Here is a 21,320-nt window from a genome sequence, read left to right as displayed (position 1 = left end):
CCTCCCCGGTCGATTTCGCACTGCGACAACTTGATTCAAATGCCGTTTGCGCCGATATTTGTGACAGAAATCAACACCCGCACAAAGGAGCTTCGGCCCCATGGCCCTGAAAGCCGACACTCGCTACTCCGGTCGCGCGCAGACGCAGACGCAGACGGCGGAGATGGATGCTGGCCTCCGCAAGTACATGCTGGGGGTCTACAACTACATGGCGTCCGGCCTGCTGGTCAGCGCCGTGGTCGCCATGCTGGCCTCCAGTTCGCCGGCGGTCATGCAGACCATCTTCGGCTCCGGTCTCGCCTATGTCGTGATGTTCGCGCCGCTGGGTCTGCTGCTGGCGATGAACTTCGCCTTCAACAAGATCTCGACGCCGGTGCTGCAGGGCATGTACTGGGCCTTCGTGGCGCTGTTCGGCCTGTCGCTGTCGACGATCTTCCTCGTCTACACGTCCGCCGACATCGTGCGCGTCTTCTTCATCACCGCGGCGGCCTTCGGCGGCCTCAGCCTCTACGGCTACACGACGAAGAAGAACCTGTCGGGCATGGGCAGCTTCCTGATCATGGGCCTGATCGGCATCATCATCGCGATGGTGGTCAACATGTTCCTGGAATCGACGATGATGAGCTTCGTCATCTCCGTTCTGGGCGTGCTGATCTTCGCCGGTCTGACCGCCTTCGACACCCAGCGCATCAAGTCGACCTACATCCAGCATCGGATGCAAGGCGACGTGGCCACCCGCTCGGCGGTGATGGACGCCGTCGCGCTCTACCTGAACTTCGTCAACATGTTCATGTTCCTGCTGCACCTCTTCGGCGGCGGCAACGAGTAGACGACGCGAAAGCATCGAACGGGAAAGCCCGGTGGTCCGCCACCGGGCTTTTTCTTTATGCTGATGGTCGGGACAGGACAGGGGAGCCGTCAGCCATGCGCGTCGTCATCGCCATGATGAAGCACGAGACCAACACCTTCTCGCCGGTGGTGACCGACTGGGCGCGGTTCACCGGCTGGGGCAGCTTCCTGGGCGACGAGGCCCGGGCGCACTACGAAGGCACGGCCATGCCCTTCGGCGCCTATCTGGAGCTGGCGAAGGCGCGCGGCTGCGAGATCGTCACCCCCGTCGCCGCCGAGGCCATGCCGTCCGGGCCGGTGCAGCGGGAAGCCTACGAGACCATGGCCGGCGCCATCGTCGACGCCGTGAAGGACGGCTGCGATGCGGCGCTGCTCGACCTGCACGGCGCCATGGTGGCCGAGCACGACTTCGACGGCGAGGGGCTGCTGCTGGAACGCATCCGCGCGGTGGCGCCGGACCTGCCGATCGCGGTGACCTGCGACCTGCACTGCAACCTGACCGCCCGCATGGTCGACAACTGCACCGCGCTGATCGGCTACAAGACCTATCCCCATGTCGACATGCACGAGGTCGGCGAGCAGATCGGCCGCGTGCTGTTCGACACCCTCGACGGCAAGGTCCGTCCCGTGATGCGCTGGGGCAACCTGCCGCTGCTCTCCCAGACGCTGCGCCAGGGCACGGACGACGAGCCGATGAAGACCCTGATCGCCATGTGCCGCGGCGCAGAGCGCCGCCCCGGCGTTCTGGCGGCGACCGTGTTCGGCGGCTTCGCGCTGGCCGACATGCCCCAGTCGGGCACATCGGTCGTCATCGTCACCGACAACGATCCGGCGCTGGCCGCGGAAATCCGCGACGAGATCCTGGAAGCGGCCTGGACCCGCCGGGCGGACTTCGTCTACGAGCATCATCCGCTCGAGGAGGCCGTCGCCGAGGCGAAGGCGATGGAGTACGACGGGCCGGTCATCCTGCTGGACCATGCCGACAATGTCGGCTCGGGCGCGACTCAGGACGTCATGACGGTGATCGCCGAGGTGCTGAACCAGGGGCTGGAGGACGTCGCCGTCGCGGCCGTCTACGACCCGCAGGCGGTGCAGGAGATGCAGCGCGCCGGCATCGGCAGCACGGTGACGCTCAGCCTCGGCGGCAGGACCGACATGCCCTCGATCGGCCGGGAGGGCGCGCCGCTGGAGATCACCGGCAAGGTGAAGACCCTGACCGACGGCGAATGGGTCTGCCGCGGGCCGATGTACACCGGCGTGACCGTGCGCATGGGACCGACCGCGGTGCTGGATACGGGCAGGATGCAGATCGTGATCGTCAGCCGGCATCACGAACCGTGGGACACCGGCGTCTTCACCTCGGTGGGCATCCAGCCCGAGCACAAGAAGTACCTGCTTCTGAAGTCGCGCATCCACTACCGCGCGGGCTTCGCGCCGCTGGCGAAGGCGACGCTGACGCTGGACGGGGTGGGGGTGACGACCTCCGACAACCGTCTGCTCGACTACCAGCATGTGCGCCGGCCGATCTACCCGCTCGATCTGATCAACGAACGCTAGAGCCAGCCGCCCAGTTCGCGGCGCACGATGGTCTCCATCATGTCGACATGGACGTCCGAATCGTTGAGGCAGGGGATCGTGCGGAAGGCCGTGCCGCCGGCGTCCTCGAAGGTCTTGCGGCCTTCGATGGCGATCTCCTCCAGGGTCTCGACGCAGTCGGCGGGAAAGCCCGGCATGACCGCCGCGACCGAGCGCGCGCCCTCGGCCGGCAGGGCCGCCAGTGTCTCGTCGGTGTAGGGCTGCAGCCATTCGCGCGGACCGAAGCGGCTCTGGAAGGTCAGGCGGAAGTCCTCGCTCCCCATGCCCAGCCGCTCCCGCAGCAGGCGCGCGGTCTTCGCGCAGTGGCAGTGATAGGGATCGCCCTTCTCGAAATAGTCCTTCGGCAGGCCGTGAAAGGAGGCGACCAGCGCATCCGGGCGGCCATGGGCGGCGAAATCCGCCTCGATCGATTTCGCCAGCGCCTCGATATGAGCGGGATCGTCGTAATAGGGCGGGACGACGCGGATGGTCGGCTGCCAGCGCATGCCGCGGAGCGCCTCGCCGACCTTGTCGACGACGGTCGCCGTGGTCGTAGCACTGTACTGCGGGTAGAGCGGCGCCACCAGGATGCGGTCGCAGCCCCCGGCCTTGAGCCGTGTCAAAACGTCCGGGATCGACGGATTGCCATAGCGCATGGCGTGGTCGACGGCGACGCGGCCGCCCTCGAAGCGGCCGGCCAGCGCCTCGGTCAGCCGCCGGGTGTGGTAGCGCAGCGGTCCCTCGTCGGTTTCGATCACCCAGACCTTGCGGTAGGCGCGCGCCGTCTTCGGCGGGCGGAGGGTGAGGATGAACAGGTTGAGGATGACGAACCAGATGGCGCGCGGCACCTCGATCACCCGCGGATCGCCGAGGAACTCCCTGAGATAGCGGCGCACGGAGGGGACGTCCGCGCCGTCTGGCGTGCCGAGATTGACCAGCAAGACGCCGATCCGGCCCTGATTGATCTCCGGATGCCCTTCGGGCATATGCGTCCGTTCCATCGTCATCGCGCCCTTTTCGTGATCGACATTGCCGCCCTTGCCGTCCCGGACGGGCCACCGGGACATTCCTACGCGCGCCGGAGACAATCGGATGCCCGAGTTCGACGCCCTGTTCTGGATCATGGCGGGCTTCGCCGCAATGGCCGGGCTGATGCGGGGCTTCGCCGGCTTCGGCTCGGCCATGGTGCTCTCGCCCCTGCTGGCGCATTTCTACGGCCCGGCGACGGCGGTGCTGGCGATCGCGGTGATGGAGGTGGCGGTCAGCGTGCAGCTCGTGCCGCGCGCTCTGCCCGACGTGCAGTGGCGCTTCGTCGGTCCGGTGACCCTGGCGGCGCTCGTCGGCATGCCTCTCGGTATCTGGGCTCTGGTCACGGTCGAGCCCGAGATCATCGCCAGGTTCGTCGCCGGCCTGGTGCTGCTCTTCGTCCTGGTGCTGGCGGTCGGCTGGCGCTATCGGGGGCCGAAGCGCCTGCCCGTGACCATCGGCGTCGGCGCGGCGTCGGGCGCGCTGCTCACGTCGACCAGCGTGGGCGGTCCCCCGGTGCTGATCTACATGATGGCCGGCGACGATCCGGCGCGGCGGGTGCGCGCCAACATCATCGTCTACTTCGCCATCCTGGAGGCGATCACGCCGTTCGCGCTGTGGCTGGGCGGCGCGTTCATCGCGGAGTACGCCGTGCTCGGCGCGTTGCTCTGCCCGCCCTACCTGGCCGGCGCGTGGCTGGGCGGCCGGCTGTTCCGGCAGTCGTCGGAGCGGCTCTACCGCCGCGTCGCCATGGTTTTCCTGTCGGCCATCGCGCTTTACGGACTTCTCGGTTGAGCGCCGTCCGCTGCCTCGCTAATGTCCGCCGCCTGCAAATCGTCCAGCCATCGGGGAACCAGTCATGAGCGACGTCATCGCCGCGGATCAGTTGCGCCAGTTGATCGAACGCATCGAGCGCCTGGAGGAGGAAAAGGCCGCGATGGGCCAGGATATCCGCGAGGTCTACGCCGAAGCCAAGGCCCACGGCTTCGACACCAAGATCATGCGCCAGGTTGTGCGGCTGCGGAAGATGGAGAACGGCGACCGCCAGGAACAGGAAGCGGTTCTGGAGCTCTACAAATCGGCGCTCGGCATGACCGCCCACCACGAGGCCGAGCGGGACCAGGACTAGGAAGGCATCGGTTTCCTGAGCCAGTCCAGGCAGCCGGTGTCCGCCAGCAGGCCGTCGAGAGCCCTGTCGCCGGCGACCGCCGCATATCTGTCCTTCAGCACCTTCAGCGAACGCGCGTGGTACTTCTGCGGCTGCTGGCGGAAGGGGCCTTTCGGCAGTTCCACCTCCAGCACGTTGTCGCCGCGGGCCAGCGCTTCGGCATTGGCGTCGCTCCAGGGCAGGAACCGTCCGCCGATCTCGCGCTCCAGCAGCGGCCGCAGGCCCTCCGCCGTCTGCTCGTAGCTTTCCCACTCGCCGGCGTCGGTCGGGTCCAGCATCCGCTCGATCCATTTCAGCGTCCCCGGCGCGATGTCGCGCATGAGCGACCCCGCGGTCGGGTCGGTCGAGGCTTCGTAGAGCTGGGAGAACAGTCCGAAATCGCCCAGGCAGGGCCGCGAACCCATCAGGAAGTCGCGGCCGTCCAGGCGCGCCTCCAGGAACTGGAGCTGCGATTCCAGCGAGGCCTCGATCTCGCCGGCCGTCTCCGCCGAGGAGCCGACGAAGCTCCGCCGCGGCATCATCCGTTCCACGATGGCCACGGCCCGGTTCCTGACTGCTTCGTCGCCGGCGTCGTCGCCCAGCATCTGCCGGGCAATGCGCAGCCCGGTGCTCTCCGCGTCCGCGGCGAAGGCCCAGCGGTAATGGAACATCGGCTTGTTGCCCCATTCGTCCGCATATTCCTCGATCAGGCGGGAGAGGAACCTCAGCCTGGGGTCCGCCGGATCGGTCGGCGGCTGCGGGTGGCGCTTCTCCAGCGACTCGATGATCGGCGTGGAATCCTGCATCCCCTCGTCCTCGGGGGTCACCACCAGCGGGATCAGCGGCAGCGCGGCGTATTTCTCGAACTCGGCCATGTTGGCCTCGGTCCGCGGCGTCCAGACGTGCGGCAGGCCCTTGTAGCGGAACCAGGACCTGATCTTGACCGAGTAGGGCGAGAGTTCGGAACCGAATATACGATACGTCTCCGGCATGGCTTTGCGGCCGCTCCATTCCTGCTAGTTTGAGTGATCGAACGACTATAACAGTGCGGCCGGGGAGGGACAGCGTGAGCGACGCATACCGGATCATGGGGCAGAACGGATCGCCCTATTCCATGAAGATGAGAGCCATCCTGCGCTATCGGCGCATTCACCATATCTGGATTCAGCAGACCCCGGGCAATGACCCCGAGACCGCGAACGTGAAGCCGCGGCTGATCCCGATGATGAAATTTCCGCAGGACGGCGTCTGGCGCCTCGATTCCACGCCCATGGCGTACGAACTCGAGGAACTGGAGACCGCGCGTTCGATCCTGCCGGCCGATCCGGTCCAGCGGTTCCTGTCGGATCTGATCGAGGACATGGCCGACGAGTGGCTGACCAAGGCCATGTTCCATTATCGCTGGCACTACGAAGACGACCGCGAATACGCGGCTTTCTGGATCGCCTGCGACAACACGCCCTCCGGCGAGGGCGCGGCGGAGAAGCGGCGTCAGTTCGCCGACTGGATCCGCGACCGTCAGGTCGGGCGCATGGCGCTGGTGGGCTGTACCGACGAGAACAAGCCGGTGATCGAGGAAAGCTTCCATCGCCTGCTGCGCGCGCTGGAGACGCGGCTCGGCTACCGTTCCTTCCTGTTCGGCGGGCGGCCGTCGCTCGGCGATTTCGGCCTTTTCGGGCAACTCAAGACCCTGTCGGACGATCCCACGGGCCGGGCCACGATCCGGCGCGAGGCGCCGACGGTGTTGCACTGGACCCGCCACGTCGACGACCTGTCCGGTCTGGAAGGCGAGTGGATGGACGCCGACGCGCCGCTGCCCGAAGCCGTGACGGGACTGCTCCGCCTCTGCGGCGAGGCCTATCTGCCCTTCCTTGCCGCCAATCTGCGCGGCATCGAGGATGGCGCGGAGGAGATCCGCCTGGAGATCTTCGGCAAGCCTTACGCCCAGACGCCGTTCCGTTATCAGGCGAAGTGCTATACGCGGCTGAAATCCCTGCTGGCGCGGCTCTCGCCGGGGGACCGCGGGCGGCTGGATCCGCTTCTGGACGAGACAGGCTGTCTCGCGTTGCTGACGGATTAGATCCAGCGCAGCCAGCGGAGCAGCGCGAGTTCCACCGCGACCAGCGCCAGCAGGCTGCCCAGCAGATACCAGAACCCCAGCGGATCGTCGGCGAAGGGGATGCCGCCGACATTGGCGCCGAACAGCGCGCCCACCAGGTTGAGGGGCAGGAACACGCCCGCGATCAGGGTCAGTGCGAATGAGGTCCGGCGGGCCCGCTCCCTGAGTTCCTGATCGGAGCGTTCCTGCAGGATGCGGCTGTGGTCGCGCAGTACCGCGAGGTCGGCGACGATCCGGGCCATGGCGTGGCGCTGTTCGTTCAGCCGCACACGGCCGGCGCGGTCCAGCCATTCGGGATGGGCGGCGGCGGCGTCGTCCAGCGCCCGCGCCTGGGGATGGCAGAAGCGGTGCAGCCAGATGGCCCGCCGCCGGAGCCGCGCCAGGTGCTGGGGTTCCGGATTGGGACCGGGAGACTCGATGCGGTCCTCGAGTTCGTCCAGCTTGTCCGAGAGTTCGTCCACGTTGTCGTTCAGCCGGGCGACGAGGCTCTCGATCAGGTGCAGCACGATCTCGCCCGCGCGCGCTTCCGGATGGGCGGCGGCATAGCTTTGGGTCGCTTCGACGGCGCGGACGGGGCGGCGCGCCAGGGTCTCGACGCGGCCATTGGCGATCAGGATCCGCAGCGAGACCATGTCTTCGGGGCGGTCGCCGGTGTTGAGATTGATGCCCCTGAGAACCAGCACGTCCGCCCCGGCGAAACGGTGGAAGCGGGGCTCCGCGTCGGCGACGAGCACCGCCTTCGCCGCATCACCGTCATACGCCGCGAGAGCGAGGTCGGGGCGTTCGCCCTCGCGCATCAGATGATGCCGCCAGACCGGTTCGCGGCCGGAGCCGCCAGTGGCGGTCCCCGGCAGATCAGCGGACGTAGATATGGACCTCGGGCGCCCGGGCGCCGGCATTGGTGGTCGACGCCAGGGCGATCCGGTCGGCGGGCAGGCCCATGCCGGTCAGGACCTGGAGCACCTCGTCGGCCCGCTTGCGCGCCGTCGAGCGCGACAGCGCCACGTCGGCGGGCGAGCCCTGGCTGGGCGAAACCGCGACCAGATCGAAATTGGCCGAGGGTTGCTGGTCCAGGGCCCGGCTGACGGCGGTATAGAGCGCCTGCTGGTACTGCACGTTCTGGCGGTCGAAGCGGATCACCACCAGGGGCCGGCCGGTTGCCGGCTGCGGGGTGACGTTGCGCGCGTTGAGCGCCGCGTTGGACGGCAGGTAGGCGCGGGAGGCGAGGCTGGCGCCGTAGAGCTCGCCGTTCTTGATCGCCAGGGCGAGGGCGCTGAGATTGCGCCGCTCGTTGCCGACATAGGCGGTCTGGCGGCTCACGTCCTCCGAGATCTCGTTCAGCAGGCGGTCGACGACAACCTGCGTCTTGTTGATGTCGTCCTCCAGCACCGAGAGATTCTGGTGATCCTGATCGACGGCGCCGGAGATGCCGTAGGTGGCGCGGGCCGATTCGAGCAGGAAGGCGGCGAGGCTGGAATCGGAGGCCACGTCGTTGGCGAGCTGATTCATCTCGGCGATGTCGCGGCTTACCTGATCGAGCTGGTCCTGCGCCTGGTTCCACTGCGCGATCAGCTCGGGATTGCCGGGCGTGGTGCCGACCTGCAGCCGCGCCTCGATGGCGCCGACCGAGCCGTGATAGTCGCGGGCGTTGTCGATCGTGGACTGGCGGATCTGCTGCAGCCGCGCGTTGCGCTGGTTGAGGCGGGTCTGGAGTTCCGCGAGTTCCCGGGCGAGCTGGTTCACCTTGGCGCCCACGACCGTGCCGGTGTCCGTGAGCGGCGAGGTGCCGGGCGCCCTGAAGACGCCGTCGCCGAGAGCCGGCTGGCCCACCGCCGTCGTCCCCGCGGGAGCCACGATGGGTGTAGCGGTCGGCTGCGTCGCGCGCGCCGGCTTGGCTGCGGTGGATTGATCGCCGGATCCGGCAAGGCTGGGCCAGATGTCGTCGGACGAGCAGCCCGCGATCGCGATCGCACCGCCCAATGCGAGGGCCCGCAGGCCGGTCATCAACATTCGTGTCTGTCCGCCTATCACTGTCGTTTCGCTAAGGCTTTGTCGACCATCTCGGTATCGAAACACCACCCACACTTGACCGTACTGCGAATCACCCCAGATGTTACCGGAGGCGTCGAGAGGCCACAAGAAACCCTTGTTGGCTAAGGGGCATAGCTTTCAAAAGCGCGCTTGCCAAGGGGAAAGGCATCGCGTATAGGTCCGGCCTCGCCCGGGCAGCGTCCGGGCGCACGGCCAACACGGCCCAGGCGCCGGTAGCTCAGCTGGATAGAGCACCAGACTACGAATCTGGGGGTCGGGGGTTCGAATCCTCCCCGGCGCGCCATTCATTCTACAATCGCCGACGCAATGGGGCGCCGCTGATGGCGCTTCGAATCGTCATGGCGTGACGGTTCCGACGCTGCCTGCGATCCCGCGCAGCGCCCGTGCGGGAAATGGGCGGGAAGTCCAGCCTCAAGGCAGGCCGCGCGGTCGCCGCTGCGATGCCGCGTATGCCTTCGGTAATGACCATGCGCAGCCTATCGGTGGCATCGGCGAGGACTCATCTCATGCGGCGCACGGCGAGTCGCAGCTGTTTTTCGAACTCGATGACGGCAAAGAACACGGCGCCCACTGCCACGATGAGCATGCCGTCGAACAGGGGCACGGCACGTGTGCCGAAAACCTGCTGAAGCGGCGGCACATAGGTCACCGCGAACTGGGCGAGGACGACGGTCGCCACGCAGGCCCAGACGACCGGCGTGCCCTTCGCCGCCTTCCAGGTGAGAGACGTGCCGTAGATGTTCCGGATGAAGAAGAGATGGAAGATTTCCAGCACGACGAGGGTATTAAGCGCCATCGTTCGCGCGAGATCCGGGGCGTGCCCGCTGTCGATGGCATAGGCGTAGATGCCGAAGACGGCGGCAAGGAACAGCACCGAGACGAGAATGATGTGCCAAACCAGTTCGCCGCTCAGCAGCGGCGCGTCGCGGGAACGGGGCGGACGTTTCATGGTGTTCCGCTCGGTAGGTTCGAAGGCGAGCGCGATCCCGAGCGTCGTGGCCGTGATCAGATTGACCCATAGGATCTGCACGGCCGTGATCGGCAGGGCCATGCCAAGAAACAGCGCGACCACGATGGTCATCGATTCCCCGGCACTGGTCGGCAGCGTCCAGCTGATGACCTTCTTGATGTTGTCATAGACGGTGCGTCCCTCGCGGACCGCCGCGACGATGGAGGCGAAGTTGTCGTCGGCGAGCACCAGATCGGATGCTTCCTTCGCGGCCTCGCTCCCCTTGCGTCCCATGGCGATGCCGGCATCCGCGCGCTTCAGCGCCGGGGCATCGTTCACGCCGTCGCCGGTCATGGCGACGGTCAGTCCTTTCGACTGGAATGCGGTCACGAGCCGCAACTTGTGTTCCGGGCTGGTCCTGGCGAAGACATCGGTGTCAGCGACGGCCGCTGCGAGTTCGGCATCGTTCATGCCCTCGATGTCTGCGCCGGTCAGTACTGCATCGGGGTTCCGGAGCCCGATCTGCCGGGCGATCGCCGCCGCCGTGCCCGCGTGATCCCCGGTGATCATCTTCACGCGTATGCCCGCGCCATGGCACTCCGCGACCGCATCGACGGCTTCGGGGCGAGGGGGATCGATGAGGCCCACCAGACCGATCAGCACGAGTTCTCCGTCGAGATCCGCCGTATTCAGAACGACGTGCTCCTGCGGCACCGGGCGCACGGCCAGTGCGAGCACGCGCTGGCCCCGGGCGGCGATGTCGTCGATCCGTCTGCGCCAGCGGTCCGGATCCAGGGGGGCGTCCTCGCCGTCCGCAGCCCGCTCGGCCGAACACATGGCAAGAACGCTTTCGGGCGCCCCCTTCACGTGGATGAAGGCATGTCCTTCGTGGTCGTGGTGGAGGACGGCCATGTAGCGGTGCCGGGCATCGAAGGGAATGGCGTCGGAGCGTCGCCAGCCGGCGAACGGATCGCCGTTGCTCTGGCGCATGATCTTGCCGGCGAGCGCCTTGAGCGCGCCTTCCATCGGATCGCCCTCGACTCGCCAGCCGTCTTCATGGCGACGCACGGCAGCGTCATTGCAGAGGGCGGCCGCGCGGGCGAACTCGATCAGCCGTGTATGCTCCGCGGGGTCGATGTCCGCGTCGGCGAGGCAGATCCTGCCTTCGGGGGCATAGCCGCTGCCGGCCACGGAATAGGTGTGGCTTGCGCCCGCGAGGGTCGCCACCATCATCTCGTTGCGAGTGAGCGTCCCCGTCTTGTCCGTGCAGATGACCGATACGGAGCCGAGGGTCTCGATAGCGGGCAGGCGGCGGACGATCGCATTGCGCCGCGCCATTGCCTGCACGCCCACGGCCAGGGTGATGGTCAGCACCGCCGGCAGCCCTTCCGGAATCGCCGCTACGGATAGGCCGACGACGGCCATGAAGAGTTCCGCAAATGGCAGATGGCCGACGAAATAGCCATAGACCAGGAGCACGGCCGCGATCAGAAGGATCAGCATTGTCAGCCAGCGGGCGAAGGCGTTCATCTGCCCGACCAGCGGCGTGGTCAGCGTCTCGACCCTGGAAAGCATCCCGCTGATGCGGCCGATTTCGGTCGCCCCGCCCGTGGCGACCACGACCCCGCGGCCGGCGCCGGCGGCAACGAGCGTGCCGCTGAAGGCCATGCCGGCGCGGTCGCCTACCGGCGCATCGGCGGCGACGGGTCTGGTCCCCTTGTCGACAGGAACAGATTCGCCGGTGAGGATCGCCTCGTCGATCCGCAGGCCGGCCGCCTCGGTCAGCCGCAAGTCCGCCGGCACCCTGTCGCCCGCCTCCAGCAGCACGATATCGCCCGGCACCAGCGCGGCGCTGTCGACGCTGCGGCGTTCGCCATCTCGAAGGACGGAGGACTGCGGCGCGAGCATCCGGCGAATGGCGCTCATCGCCTGTTCGGCCCGACCTTCCTGAACGAAGCCGATCACCGCATTGGCGATCACGACGGCCAGGATGACGCCCGTATCGACGAAATGACCGAGACCTGCGGTGATCGCCGCCGAACCCAGCAGGACATAGATGAGTACGTTGTGGAAGTGGGCGAGGAAGCGGAGAACGGGCCCTCGCCGTGGCGGCTCCGTCAGCGTGTTGGCGCCATATCGCTGCAGGCGCCGCGTCGCGTCGGCTTCCGTGAGGCCCGCCGCGTGCCCGTCGACCGCCGCAAGGACGGCCTCGACGGGTGTCGCATGGGGGGCGGACCCGGGCGCCATCCCGTTCGTTCGCCGTTCATCCGCAGTCATATCCGACCGACACTCCGTTCGCTCGCACCATCGCCGCGCACCCAGGGTTTTCCTGTGTCGATGCGTTCGGCCACGCTTCAGCCTCCGCTGATGGCGATGCCGATCGCCACGGCAACGCCGGCGAGCAGGGCGGTCACGCTGTAGCGTCCCTGTTCGCGCAACGCCTGCGGCAGGAGGTGCGTCGCGCCCACATAGATCAGCATGCCCGCGGACAGGGCAAGGAGGCCGCCGAGCAGGGGGGCGCCAATGCGGCTGACGAAGGGGTAGGAGGCAAGGACGCCGAGCGGGGTGGTGAACGCCGCGGCGGCCAGCGCGAGCAGCAATGCCCGCCGCGATGGGATGCCGCCGGCCCGCAGCAGGGTGTAAGTCACCACGCCCTCCGGAAACTCGTGCAGCACCATCCCGATAGCGACCAGAACGCCGGTAAATGCGCTGACCGTGAAACTGACGGCGTACACGACCCCGTCCAGAAGGGAATGCAGGCCGATTCCGATCAGGGGCACGAGGCCGAGGGTGGCGTCCGCATGGTCCGTGCGGTCGCAGACATAGGCGGTCAGGAAACGGTCCAGGGCGTGCATGAGCAGGTAGCCACCGAGGATCAGATACGGCGCTGACTCGGTCATCTCCCCGGCCTTGGGAACGATGTGCAGGACCGAGACCGCGATAAGCACCCCGGCGGCGAAACAGACGAAGTAGCCGCTGTGCCGCTCGGCGCGTTCCCGGAAGCTGCGGACCGCCACGATGCCCGCTGCCGTCACGGCGCAGGCCACGAGGCTGGCGGCGAGCGGAACCCAGATACTGCCCGTCATCGCACGGAAACTCCTTCAGCCGCCGCCGCGCCAGCGGTGTCGCCGGCCCACTTTCCGTCCCTTGCCGTCCTGCGGCCCCTTGCCGTCGTGCTCGCGGGCAAGACAGCGGCGGAAGGCCGGGAGATGGTTGTCGCGGGACGCCGCCTGCAGGCGGCGCATGATGCGGACCGCATCCGGGGCGTCGATCTGCGCCAGCAGACGCGCGTACATCGCCTCGTTCTCGATCTCGGCCTCCACGCCCGCCCTGCACGCCGCATCGATCGAGGCCGGCGCCGGGACCCGGGCCGGCCAGGGGTCATCGGGCACCGCCGCCCCGTGCCGGCGGAGCAAGGCGATCAGCGCCCGGGCATGGCGTTCCTCGGCTTCGACGATGTGGACGAAGGGACGCACCGGCCCGAAGGCGTCGATCACCGCGCGATAGGTGGCGCGCGCCTTGTACTCGTCATCCAGCGCCTCGTGGACGGCCCTGAGGGTCGCCGGGGACAGCGACATGACCCTGGCCCCGGTCCTATGTGTTGCCGTTCTGGCTGCGCAAGGTGAGGAACATCAGCGCCAGGTAGACCGCCGGGACGACGATCAGGACGAGGAACTCCGCGAATCCGGGGGCTTCGCATTCCGCCGACAGCATGCGCGTGGCGATGAAGATGTCGGCGATGATGATGATGATGACGCCGATGACCCAGGGCATCAGCCTCGGGCGGCTCTGGCCGTTCGCCATGTTGTTCTCCTGCGGGAAAAAGGGCGGCGCGGAAGCGATGCCCGCGCCGCCGGTCGATGTTCAGGCCACGTCCTTCTTGGAGAAGTACCAGTCGACGTACTCGTAGCCTTCCTTTTCGCGTTTCTCCGCCGCTTCCTGGGTCTGCGGCGGCGGAACGATGACCTTGTCGCCGGGCTTCCAGTTCTCCGGCGTCGCGACACCGTGCTTGTCGCTGGTCTGCAGGGCTTCCAGCACGCGCAGGAACTCGTCGATGGAGCGGCCGTTGGTCATCGGGTAGTAGACCATGGCGCGCAGCATGCCTTCGGGGTCGATGATGAAGGTGGCGCGGACCGCCGACGTGTCGCTCGCGCCCGGCTGGATCATGCCATAGGCCTGCGCGACCTTCATGGACAGGTCCTCGATGATGGGGAACTGCACCTTGACGCCGAAGTTCTTCTCGATCGAGCGCACCCAGGCGATGTGCGCGAAGGTGCTGTCGATCGAAAGACCGAGCAGGTCGCAATTCAGCGCCTTGAAGCGGTCATGGTTCCGCGCGAAGGCCATGAACTCGGTCGTGCAGACCGGCGTGAAATCGGCCGGATGCGAGAACAGCACGAGCCAGCGGCCGCGATAGTCAGAGAGGGATCTCTCGCCATGGGTGGTCCTGGCCGTGAAGTCCGGGGCGGGTTCGTTCAGCCGGGGCATGGCCGGCTGCATGGAGGCGGTTGGGTCCATCGGAAATTCTCCAGGAGGTCGAACCGGCAGGAACCGGTCATTTCACATATTCACACTGGAAAAGGATAAGGCTGTAGCCAGGCCACGGCTTGATTCAGGTCAAGCCAACGGAAAATTGACGCTCGGAGCTGCGATTCAGCCGCTCTTCGCGCGCCTTTCGGCGGTCTCGCTCAGCGGCCACTCCACGCTGACCGCGGTGCCGGCGCCGGGGCTGGAACAGATCTCCATGACGCCGCCCATGATCTCCGCGAAGCGCTTGCAGATGAACAGGCCGAGGCCCGTGCCACGGGGGCCGTCCTGGGCCACATAGGCGCCGGGCTGCAGGAACGGTTCGCCGACCTTGGCCACCAGGGCCGGCGGCATGCCGGGGCCGTTGTCGCGGACGGTCAGCCGTACTCGGCCGCCGGGGCGGAGCGACCATTGAACGCGCACGCGCCCGCGCGGACCGGTGTGCTTGCAGGCGTTGGCGACCAGGTTGTTGACGACCTGCGCCACGACCCGCTCGTCGGCGCGCGCCGTCGCCGGGAAGCCGGGCGCCGCCTCGACGGCAAGGTCGAGATCCTTCGAAGCCACCACCGGCTCGAAGGTTGCCGCCAGGGCGCGCGACAGCGCCGGCAGGTCGACCTCCGTCTCGTCCAGACGGTAGCGCCCGCTCTCCAGCCTGGCGGTGTCGAGGATGTCGCCGACCAGCCCCAGCAGCAGTTCGCCGCTGTACTTGATGGCGTCGATGTACTCCCGGTACTTCTCGTGTCCGACGGGGCCCCAGGCCTCACTCAGGATCATGTCGGAGAAGCCGATGATGGAGTTCAGCGGCGTCCTGAGATCGTGGCTGATATTGGCCAGGAACTCCGACTTCAGCCGGTTGGCCTCCTCCGCCTGCTCCTTGGCGAGACGCAGCTCCTCCTCATTGTTCTTGATGTCGGTGACGTCCACCTGGACGCTGACGAAGCCGCCGCGGCGCATGGGCCGGTCCGTGGTCTTGATCCAGCGGCCGTCCTTCAGGCGGACGATGAAGGAGCCCTGCAGCCGGGCCCGGTACTCCGCCTTGCGCTGCAGATAGGCCTCGCCGCCGCCGAATTCGTCGCCGACCACGACATTGCCGCGTTCCACGTCGATCCGCCCGAGTTCGGCGAAATGAACGCCGGGCTTCGCTTCCTCGGCGGTATAGCCGTAGAGATCGCGGAAGTTCTGGTTACAGGCGACGAGCAGGCCGTCGGCGTCGTAGACGACGATCGCCTCGGAGCTGTTCTCGACGGCCTCGGCGAACGTCGCGCCGGCGCGCGCGCGCTCCAGTTCGCGGGCGAGTTCGTCGCGCTCCCGCCGAAGCCGTTCGACGAGGCCGCTGTCAGCCGTCATGGATCGGATCGCTCCAGTCGTTTGTCTCCCTGCCAGAGAAGATGGCGCAGGTTAACACGGAATGAACCGATCCGGCGGCCGAACGCCGCATGCCGGCAATCCGGGCCGCTGCCCGGGAAAACAAGGTCCGCGCAGGCCCCACCGGACGCCGCCGCCGGGACGGGGTTTCACAGCGAGAAGCGGTAACCCAGGCCCAGGCCGATGATCAGCGGGTCGATGTTCAGTTCGGTGCGCTGGATTCCCGCGCCGGTCGTCAGTTTCACATTGGTGTCGAGATTGATGTACTTCACGTCCAGATTCAGCACCCAGTTTCCGCCAAGGTCGTAGTCCATTCCGGCCTGCAACGCCCAGCCGAGCGAGTTCGTGGCGTCGACCGAGGTCGCGCCGACGGCGCGCACGAGGTTCGAGTTCGCCGCCTCGTTGTAGAAGACGGTATAGTTCAGACCCGCGCCCAGATAGGGGCGGAACTCGCCGCCCGGATTGAAATGGTACTGCAATGTCAGCGTCGGCGGCAGCAGCCAGACGTCGGCGGCGTTGCCCACGCCGGCCAGTGCCCCCTGGCCCTTGATCTGGTGGCGGCTGGTTGCGAGGATCAGCTCAGCGGCGATGTTGTCGGTGACGAAATAGGTGAAGTCGAACTCCGGTGTCACGGACGTGCGGGCCGTCAGCGATCCACCGGGGAAGGCCGGCTGCACGCCGCCGGATTCGCCGGTCGGCGTCACGGCGATGCCGCGGAAGCGGACCAGCAGGTCGCCCGCTTCGGCCAGCGCCGGCGCGGCCGGCAATGCGGCGGAGACGGCGAGCATGGTCAGCGCCGCGGCGGAGTTGATCAGTGCCTTCATCGGTCATTCCCCTCCTGGATGCGCGCAAAATTACGCGCGGCCGATGTAGATTTACCGATCCTCGGGCCAACTATTTGATCTGGATCAAAAATCTCCGTGCACAATGGTCGCAGCCAGGCGCCGGCGCCTAGCGCCCGGCGCGCCGCAACCGGGGGTCGGTGACATCGCGCAGCCCGTCGCCCAGCAGGTTGAAGCCGAGCACCGCGGCCACGATGCAGAGCCCCGGCCAGATGGCGAGATGGGGCGCGAGGTAGATCAGAGTCTGCGACTCGGCCAGCATCCGGCCCCATGAGGGGACCGGCGGCTGCACGCCGAGGCCCAGATAGCTCAGCGCCGCCTCGGCCAGGATGGCGATGGCGAATTCTATGGTCGCCTGCACCAGCAGGATGGCGGCGACGTTGGGGACGACGTGGCGCAGGGTGATGCGGAAGGTGGTGAGCCCCGTGGCCCGCGCCGCCAGCACGTAGTCGCTGGCCCAGACCTGGTTGGCCGCGGCGCGGGTGATGCGCGCGAAGATGGGCACGTTGATGAAGGCGATGGCCAGCACCGCGTTGGTCAGGGACGGCCCGTAGACCGCCGCCAGCATGATGGCGAACAGCAGGGCCGGGAAGGCGAAGGCGAGGTCGGCCGTGCGCATCACCGCCTCCTCCGCGAGACCGCCCCTGGCCGAGGCCAGCAGACCGAGCAGCGCGCCGGCGCTGCCGCCCAGCCCCACGGAAAGCAGGGCGACGAGGACCGAGCTGCGCGCCCCGGCCATCAGCATGCTGAGCAGGTCGCGGCCGAGCTGGTCCGTGCCCAGCCAGTGCTCGCCCGACGGCGGCAGGAAGCGGCGGGAGACCTGGATCGCCGACGGGTCGTGCGGCATCCACAGCAGCGACAGTGCCGCGGCCGCGGCCACCAGCCCGACCAGCCCGGCGCCTGTCCAGAGGCCCAGCCGTTTCACGGCCCGCTCCTGGCGCGCCGTTCGCGCAGGCGCGGATCGATGACGACATAGAGGATGTCGACGGCGAAGTTCACGATCACCACCACGGCGGCGAAGAACAGCACCAGGCCCTGGACCACGAACAGATCGCGGTTGGTGATGGCCTGAAAGATCAGCCGGCCCAGGCCGGGCAGGTGGTAGACGTTCTCGATCACGATCGTGCCGGTGACCAGGTTGGCGAACTGCAGGCCGATGATGGTGATGATCGGCACGAGGGCGTTGGGCAGCACGTGGGCGCGCATGACGCGGCCGCGGCTCAGCCCCTTGGCGCGGGCGGTCGTGGCGTAGTCCAGCCGCATCACCTCCAGCACGCTGGAGCGCGTCACCCGGGCGAGGATGGCCGACTGCACAAGCGCCAGCGCGACCGCCGGCAGGATCAGCGCGGCGAGCGCCGCGCCGGGTCTTTCCCAGCCGGGAAAGCCGCCGGCCGGCAGCCAGCGGAGGTTCACCGCGAAGACGATGATCAGGATGATGGCCAGCCAGAAGGCCGGGATGGCGATGCCGAACTGGCTGAGCGCCATGACGCCGATATCGCCGGCGCGGCCGTGGCGGGAAGCGGCGTAGACGCCGAGAGACAGCGCCAGGACTATCGTCACCGCGGTGGCGATCAGCGCCAGCGGCGCGCTGACCGGCAGGCGTTCGACGATCAGCTCGGCTACCGGCACGCCGAAGCTGTAACTGTCGCCCAAGTCGCCTGTGACCACGCCGCTCAGCCAGTCCAGGTAGCGGGTCAGGAAGGGCGCGTCGAGACCGAGCTCCCGTCGCAGCGCCAGCCGGGCGTCCTCTGTCGCGTCCAGGCCCAGAATGACCATGGCCGGATCGCCGGGCAGGGCGTTCATCACCCAGAAGACGACGAACGATACCGCCAGCAGCGTCAGGAACAGGGTCCCCAGGCGGAACAGCAGGAAGCGGACCATCGGGGCTTACCGGGCCGCACCGGGGCGGCGGGCAACGCCCGCGCGCGCGCCGTGCCATTCCGGCGGCTTCAGTTCCAGCGCAAATCCTTCAGCGGCGCGAACAGCACCGGCGAGGAGGCCCAGTAGCCGGAAAGTTCCTTGCGGTAGACGCCGAGCTTCGGCAACTGGAACAGGAAGCCGTGCACCGCATCCTCGGCCAGGAAGCGCTGGCCTTCCTTCAGCAGCGCGTCGAGCTTCGCCGGGTCCGTCTCGGTCCGAATCCGCTCGTAGAGCGCGTTGAAGTCCGGATTGTCGTAGCCGTAGAAATATTCCGGCCCGCGCGCGAAATTGCCCATGTCGTTGGGCGAGGGGTGGGCGATGATGGTCATGTCGTAGTTCTTCTTCTTGTAGACCTCGCCGATCCAGAAGCCCCACTCGACCTGTTCGATGGCCACGGCGATGCCGGCCCTGGCGAGCTGGTTCTGGATGATCTCGGCCGACCGGCGAGCATAGGGAAAATGCGGCGTGCGCAGCGTGACCTGCAGATCTCCGGCGCCGGCTTCCGCCAGCAGCGCCTTCGCCTTCTCCACGTCATGGGGATAGCGGCCGGTCAGGTCCACATGGCTCGTGTGGTGTGGCGGGAAGAAGGAGCCGATGGCCTCGCCATAGCCGTAATAGGCGCCCTCGATGATCGACCTGCGGTCCAGCGCATGGTTGACGGCGCGGCGGACCCGGATGTCGTCGAAAGGCGGGCGGGAATTGTTGAGCGCCAGGATCACCTCGGCCTCGGTGGTGCCGACGACGACGTCGAACCGCGGATCGGCCTTGAACTGCTCCAGCACCTCCGGCGCCGGCATGCTGGGGAAGGCGTCCAGTTCGTCGGCCATCAGGGCGGCCACAGCCGCGGCCGCGTCGGCGATGAAGCGGAAGGTGACTTTCTCGATCGCCACCTCCGCTGCGTCGCGGTGGGCGGGGTACTTCACCAGGGACAGCGCGCTGCCCCGGGTCCAGTCCTCGAACCGGTAAGGGCCGGTGCCGACGGGGTCAGTCTTGTTGGTCGCTGCCGTCTCCGGCGCGACGATGGCGGCGTCGCCCTGGGCGATGTTGAACAGGAAGAAGGCGTCGGGCTCCGACAGGGTGATGCGGACCGTGCCCGGGTCGACCGCCTCGACGCTCCGGATCGGCTTGAAGATGCCCTTGGTCGGGTTGACGCTGTCCTCGGCCATGGCCCGGTCGAAGGTGAATTTCACGTCGGCGGCGTCGAAGGCGGTGCCGTCGTGAAAGGTCACGTCATCGGCGAGATCGAAGATGTAGACGAGGCCGTCAGGACTGATCGTCCACGCTTCCGCCAGCGCGGGGACGACCTCGCCGCTCTCGGTGACCGAGGTGAGCGATTCATAGACGTTGTGAGCGAAGATCCCGTCGATGGCGGCCGTGGCGTCGACCGTCGGGTCGAGCACCGTCGGCTCCTGCTGCATCCCCATGACGATATCGGTCTTCGCCGCCGCCACGGTCGCGACAAGCGCCGCGGCCAGGCCCAGGACAAGCGGTCGGTACGGAATGCGGGTCATGGCGAGATCTCCCCTGCCTGGTCGTGACGGCGGCATCCTGGCGCCGGTCGGCGACACCAGTGTGAACCCGACGCCGATGGCAATCATAGCGCAAAAGCGCAGGGCCGGTTCCCGTTCCCGGGAACCGGCCCTGCGGGCCGTGCGATGATGTCCGCGCCGCTACTTGACGCTGTCGACGCTGTCGTCGGGCCGCATCTCGTCGGCGACCTCCGTCGAGGGCAGGACGTCCTGTCCGGGCACGTAGCGCCAGCCGGTCATGTAGCCGCCGCCCTCGCGCCAGCGGGTGATGCCGACCCAGGCGCCCATGGTCGATTGGTGGTCGACCTTGCGGTAGATGATGGTGCCGATCGGCGTCTCGACGCTGAGGCCGCGGAAAGCCTGGACCAGCAGTTCGGTCTTGGTGGAGCCTGCCGCCTCGATGGCCGCCTTGATCGACAGGATGGTATTGAAGCCGACCAGCGAGCCGGTCATCGGATCCTCGTCCCAGCGCGCCTGGTAGTCGGCGACGAACTTCTTGTGGGCCGGATCCTGGATATCGTACCAGGGATAGCCGGTCACGATCCAGCCGCGCGGGGCTTCCTCGCCCAGCGGCAGCAGGTATTCAGGCTCGCCGGTGAGCAGGCCGACGACCGTCCGGTCCTTGAACAGACCGCGCAGATTGCCCTCGCGGACGAACTCGGCGAGATCGGCTCCGAACAGCACGTTGAAGATGCCGTCGGGCTTCGCCGCCTCCAGCGCGCGAACGGTGGCGCCAGCGTCGATCTTGCGCAGCGCCGGCCACTGCTCGCCCACGAACTCGACTTCCGGATTCTGCTCCTTCAGCAGCTTCTTGAAGGCGGCCACCGCGTCCTGTCCGTATTTGTAGTTCGGCGCGACGAACGCCCAGCGCTTGGCCTCGCTGTCCGCGGCCTCCCGCGCCAGCATGGCCGACTGCATGTAGGTGGAGGGACGCAGGCGGAAGGTGTAGCGGTTGCCCTTCTCCCAGACCAGCGCGTCGGTCAGGGGCTCCGAGGCCAGGAAGACCACCTGCTTCTGCAGGGCGAAGTCGCTGACGGCCAGGCCGATATGGGAGAAGAACGTGCCGGCCAGCAGATCGACCTTCTCGCGGCTCAGCAGTTCCTCGGCGATGGTGACCGCGTTGCCCGGCTTGCCGCCGTCGTCGCGGCTGATGACCTCCAGCGGCCGGCCCAGCACGCCGCCCGATTCGTTGATCTGCTCCACGGCGAGCTGCCAGCCCTTCCTGTAGGGTTCGGTGAACGCCGGCAGGGCCGAGTAGCTGTTGATCTCGCCCACCTTGATGGGTTCGCCTTCCTGGCCGACGGCGGCTGTGGACAGCCACGCCGCGGCGCCAACTCCGATCATCACGTAAAGTGCCGATCTGCGCGTGAGCATCAGGTCGCTCCCTGTTTCATTGTAGATGTACGCGGCACGATACCAT

General features: G+C 67.5%; 20 protein-coding genes and 1 tRNA gene. 6 read left to right on the top strand and 15 right to left on the bottom strand.

Annotation, left to right across the window (positions count from 1 at the left end; genetic code table 11):
- Window positions 1-100 precede the first annotated feature (100 nt).
- Together CWC60_RS04385 and CWC60_RS04380 are read left to right on the top strand one after the other, a co-directional pair.
- Entirely contained in the window at window positions 101-829 is a 729-nt protein-coding gene (locus CWC60_RS04385) for a Bax inhibitor-1/YccA family protein (protein WP_109792786.1), read from the top strand.
- A 95-nt stretch (window positions 830-924) separates the two neighbouring features.
- Window positions 925-2,406 (top strand): M81 family metallopeptidase, encoded by a 1,482-nt coding sequence (locus tag CWC60_RS04380; protein WP_109792785.1) that lies wholly within the window; start codon window positions 925-927, stop codon window positions 2,404-2,406.
- Here CWC60_RS04380 and hemH read toward each other — a convergent pair.
- Window positions 2,403-3,491 (bottom strand): ferrochelatase, encoded by a 1,089-nt coding sequence (gene hemH / locus CWC60_RS04375; protein WP_206419761.1) that lies wholly within the window; start codon window positions 3,489-3,491, stop codon window positions 2,403-2,405. The genes CWC60_RS04380 and hemH overlap by 4 nt on opposite strands.
- Window positions 3,492-3,516: 25 nt before the next feature.
- On the opposite strand from hemH, the gene CWC60_RS04370 reads away from it, so the two are divergent.
- Both CWC60_RS04370 and CWC60_RS04365 read left to right on the top strand, forming a co-directional pair.
- On the top strand, window positions 3,517-4,245 hold the full coding sequence (locus CWC60_RS04370) for a sulfite exporter TauE/SafE family protein (protein ID WP_109792784.1): 729 nt from the start codon (window positions 3,517-3,519) through the stop codon (window positions 4,243-4,245).
- Between the two features lie 64 nt (window positions 4,246-4,309).
- A complete protein-coding gene (locus CWC60_RS04365) occupies window positions 4,310-4,579 on the top strand; it encodes a DUF2312 domain-containing protein (RefSeq protein WP_109792783.1) in 270 nt (89 codons plus the stop codon).
- Here CWC60_RS04365 and CWC60_RS04360 read toward each other — a convergent pair.
- Window positions 4,576-5,589, bottom strand: a complete 1,014-nt coding sequence (locus tag CWC60_RS04360; RefSeq protein ID WP_109792782.1) for a glutathione S-transferase family protein — start codon at window positions 5,587-5,589, stop codon at window positions 4,576-4,578. The genes CWC60_RS04365 and CWC60_RS04360 overlap by 4 nt on opposite strands.
- A gap of 74 nt (window positions 5,590-5,663) precedes the next feature.
- Between CWC60_RS04360 and CWC60_RS04355 the strand changes: the two genes are divergently transcribed.
- Window positions 5,664-6,677, top strand: a complete 1,014-nt coding sequence (locus CWC60_RS04355; RefSeq protein ID WP_109792781.1) for a glutathione S-transferase C-terminal domain-containing protein — start codon at window positions 5,664-5,666, stop codon at window positions 6,675-6,677.
- Here the strand turns inward: CWC60_RS04355 and CWC60_RS04350 are convergent.
- Both CWC60_RS04350 and CWC60_RS04345 read right to left on the bottom strand, forming a co-directional pair.
- Entirely contained in the window at window positions 6,674-7,513 is an 840-nt protein-coding gene (locus CWC60_RS04350; protein ID WP_164516358.1) for a CorA family divalent cation transporter, read from the bottom strand. The genes CWC60_RS04355 and CWC60_RS04350 overlap by 4 nt on opposite strands.
- 58 nt (window positions 7,514-7,571) lie before the next feature.
- On the bottom strand, window positions 7,572-8,726 hold the full coding sequence (locus CWC60_RS04345; protein ID WP_109792779.1) for a hypothetical protein: 1,155 nt from the start codon (window positions 8,724-8,726) through the stop codon (window positions 7,572-7,574).
- A 248-nt stretch (window positions 8,727-8,974) separates the two neighbouring features.
- On the opposite strand from CWC60_RS04345, the gene CWC60_RS04340 reads away from it, so the two are divergent.
- A tRNA-Arg gene (locus CWC60_RS04340) sits at window positions 8,975-9,051 on the top strand.
- Window positions 9,052-9,267: 216 nt separating this feature from the next.
- Here the strand turns inward: CWC60_RS04340 and CWC60_RS04335 are convergent.
- The 11 genes from CWC60_RS04335 to CWC60_RS04285 all read right to left on the bottom strand — a co-directional run bounded on the left by CWC60_RS04335 (window position 9,268) and on the right by CWC60_RS04285 (window position 21,274).
- Complete coding sequence (locus CWC60_RS04335) at window positions 9,268-11,964, bottom strand: cation-transporting P-type ATPase (protein ID WP_109792778.1); 2,697 nt, start codon at window positions 11,962-11,964, stop codon at window positions 9,268-9,270.
- 107 nt (window positions 11,965-12,071) lie between these two features.
- Window positions 12,072-12,803: a ZIP family metal transporter gene (locus CWC60_RS04330; protein ID WP_109792777.1), complete on the bottom strand. Its 732-nt coding sequence runs from the start codon at window positions 12,801-12,803 to the stop codon at window positions 12,072-12,074.
- Window positions 12,804-12,818: 15 nt separating this feature from the next.
- Entirely contained in the window at window positions 12,819-13,295 is a 477-nt protein-coding gene (locus CWC60_RS04325) for a ferritin-like domain-containing protein (protein WP_109792776.1), read from the bottom strand.
- A 16-nt stretch (window positions 13,296-13,311) separates the two neighbouring features.
- The gene (locus CWC60_RS04320; RefSeq protein ID WP_109792775.1) at window positions 13,312-13,521 is read right to left on the bottom strand and encodes a hypothetical protein; all 210 of its coding nucleotides are present in this window, start codon (window positions 13,519-13,521) and stop codon (window positions 13,312-13,314) included.
- Window positions 13,522-13,581: 60 nt separating this feature from the next.
- A complete protein-coding gene (locus CWC60_RS04315) occupies window positions 13,582-14,235 on the bottom strand; it encodes a peroxiredoxin (RefSeq protein ID WP_109792774.1) in 654 nt (217 codons plus the stop codon).
- A gap of 135 nt (window positions 14,236-14,370) precedes the next feature.
- Entirely contained in the window at window positions 14,371-15,591 is a 1,221-nt protein-coding gene (locus CWC60_RS04310; protein ID WP_109792773.1) for a sensor histidine kinase, read from the bottom strand.
- 167 nt (window positions 15,592-15,758) lie between these two features.
- Window positions 15,759-16,433 (bottom strand): OmpW/AlkL family protein, encoded by a 675-nt coding sequence (locus tag CWC60_RS04305; RefSeq protein ID WP_109792772.1) that lies wholly within the window; start codon window positions 16,431-16,433, stop codon window positions 15,759-15,761.
- Window positions 16,434-16,560: 127 nt separating this feature from the next.
- Window positions 16,561-17,376, bottom strand: coding sequence for an ABC transporter permease (locus CWC60_RS04300; RefSeq protein ID WP_206419760.1), 816 nt, complete (start codon window positions 17,374-17,376; stop codon window positions 16,561-16,563).
- On the bottom strand, window positions 17,373-18,332 hold the full coding sequence (locus tag CWC60_RS04295) for an ABC transporter permease (protein WP_109792771.1): 960 nt from the start codon (window positions 18,330-18,332) through the stop codon (window positions 17,373-17,375). Before CWC60_RS04295 ends, CWC60_RS04300 begins: the two co-directional genes overlap by 4 nt.
- A 68-nt stretch (window positions 18,333-18,400) precedes the next feature.
- A complete protein-coding gene (locus CWC60_RS04290) occupies window positions 18,401-19,882 on the bottom strand; it encodes an ABC transporter substrate-binding protein (protein WP_109792770.1) in 1,482 nt (493 codons plus the stop codon).
- Between the two features lie 159 nt (window positions 19,883-20,041).
- On the bottom strand, window positions 20,042-21,274 hold the full coding sequence (locus CWC60_RS04285) for an ABC transporter substrate-binding protein (RefSeq protein ID WP_109792769.1): 1,233 nt from the start codon (window positions 21,272-21,274) through the stop codon (window positions 20,042-20,044).
- Between the last annotated feature and the right edge of the window lie 46 nt (window positions 21,275-21,320).

The organism is Minwuia thermotolerans (assembly GCF_002924445.1).
In the GTDB taxonomy this organism is placed as follows: domain Bacteria; phylum Pseudomonadota; class Alphaproteobacteria; order Minwuiales; family Minwuiaceae; genus Minwuia; species Minwuia thermotolerans.
The sequence above is the reverse complement of the archived record's forward strand: the minus strand, read 5'-3'. Positions and strand labels throughout refer to the sequence as shown.

Bases quoted from the DNA above. Each gene is read 5' to 3' on its own strand.
- CWC60_RS04385 (WP_109792786.1), top strand. From the start codon at position 101: ATGGCCCTGAAAGCCGACACTCGCTACTCCGGTCGCGCGCAGACGCAG.
- CWC60_RS04380 (WP_109792785.1), top strand. From the start codon at position 925: ATGCGCGTCGTCATCGCCATGATGAAGCACGAGACCAACACCTTCTCG.
- hemH (WP_206419761.1), bottom strand. From the start codon at position 3,491: ATGTCCCGGTGGCCCGTCCGGGACGGCAAGGGCGGCAATGTCGATCAC.
- CWC60_RS04370 (WP_109792784.1), top strand. From the start codon at position 3,517: ATGCCCGAGTTCGACGCCCTGTTCTGGATCATGGCGGGCTTCGCCGCA.
- CWC60_RS04365 (WP_109792783.1), top strand. From the start codon at position 4,310: ATGAGCGACGTCATCGCCGCGGATCAGTTGCGCCAGTTGATCGAACGC.
- CWC60_RS04360 (WP_109792782.1), bottom strand. From the start codon at position 5,589: ATGCCGGAGACGTATCGTATATTCGGTTCCGAACTCTCGCCCTACTCG.
- CWC60_RS04350 (WP_164516358.1), bottom strand. From the start codon at position 7,513: ATGCGCGAGGGCGAACGCCCCGACCTCGCTCTCGCGGCGTATGACGGT.
- CWC60_RS04345 (WP_109792779.1), bottom strand. From the start codon at position 8,726: ATGTTGATGACCGGCCTGCGGGCCCTCGCATTGGGCGGTGCGATCGCG.
- CWC60_RS04335 (WP_109792778.1), bottom strand. From the start codon at position 11,964: ATGGCGCCCGGGTCCGCCCCCCATGCGACACCCGTCGAGGCCGTCCTT.
- CWC60_RS04330 (WP_109792777.1), bottom strand. From the start codon at position 12,803: ATGACGGGCAGTATCTGGGTTCCGCTCGCCGCCAGCCTCGTGGCCTGC.
- CWC60_RS04325 (WP_109792776.1), bottom strand. From the start codon at position 13,295: ATGTCGCTGTCCCCGGCGACCCTCAGGGCCGTCCACGAGGCGCTGGAT.
- CWC60_RS04320 (WP_109792775.1), bottom strand. From the start codon at position 13,521: ATGGCGAACGGCCAGAGCCGCCCGAGGCTGATGCCCTGGGTCATCGGC.
- CWC60_RS04315 (WP_109792774.1), bottom strand. From the start codon at position 14,235: ATGGACCCAACCGCCTCCATGCAGCCGGCCATGCCCCGGCTGAACGAA.
- CWC60_RS04310 (WP_109792773.1), bottom strand. From the start codon at position 15,591: ATGACGGCTGACAGCGGCCTCGTCGAACGGCTTCGGCGGGAGCGCGAC.
- CWC60_RS04305 (WP_109792772.1), bottom strand. From the start codon at position 16,433: ATGAAGGCACTGATCAACTCCGCCGCGGCGCTGACCATGCTCGCCGTC.
- CWC60_RS04295 (WP_109792771.1), bottom strand. From the start codon at position 18,332: ATGGTCCGCTTCCTGCTGTTCCGCCTGGGGACCCTGTTCCTGACGCTG.
- CWC60_RS04290 (WP_109792770.1), bottom strand. From the start codon at position 19,882: ATGACCCGCATTCCGTACCGACCGCTTGTCCTGGGCCTGGCCGCGGCG.
- CWC60_RS04285 (WP_109792769.1), bottom strand. From the start codon at position 21,274: ATGCTCACGCGCAGATCGGCACTTTACGTGATGATCGGAGTTGGCGCC.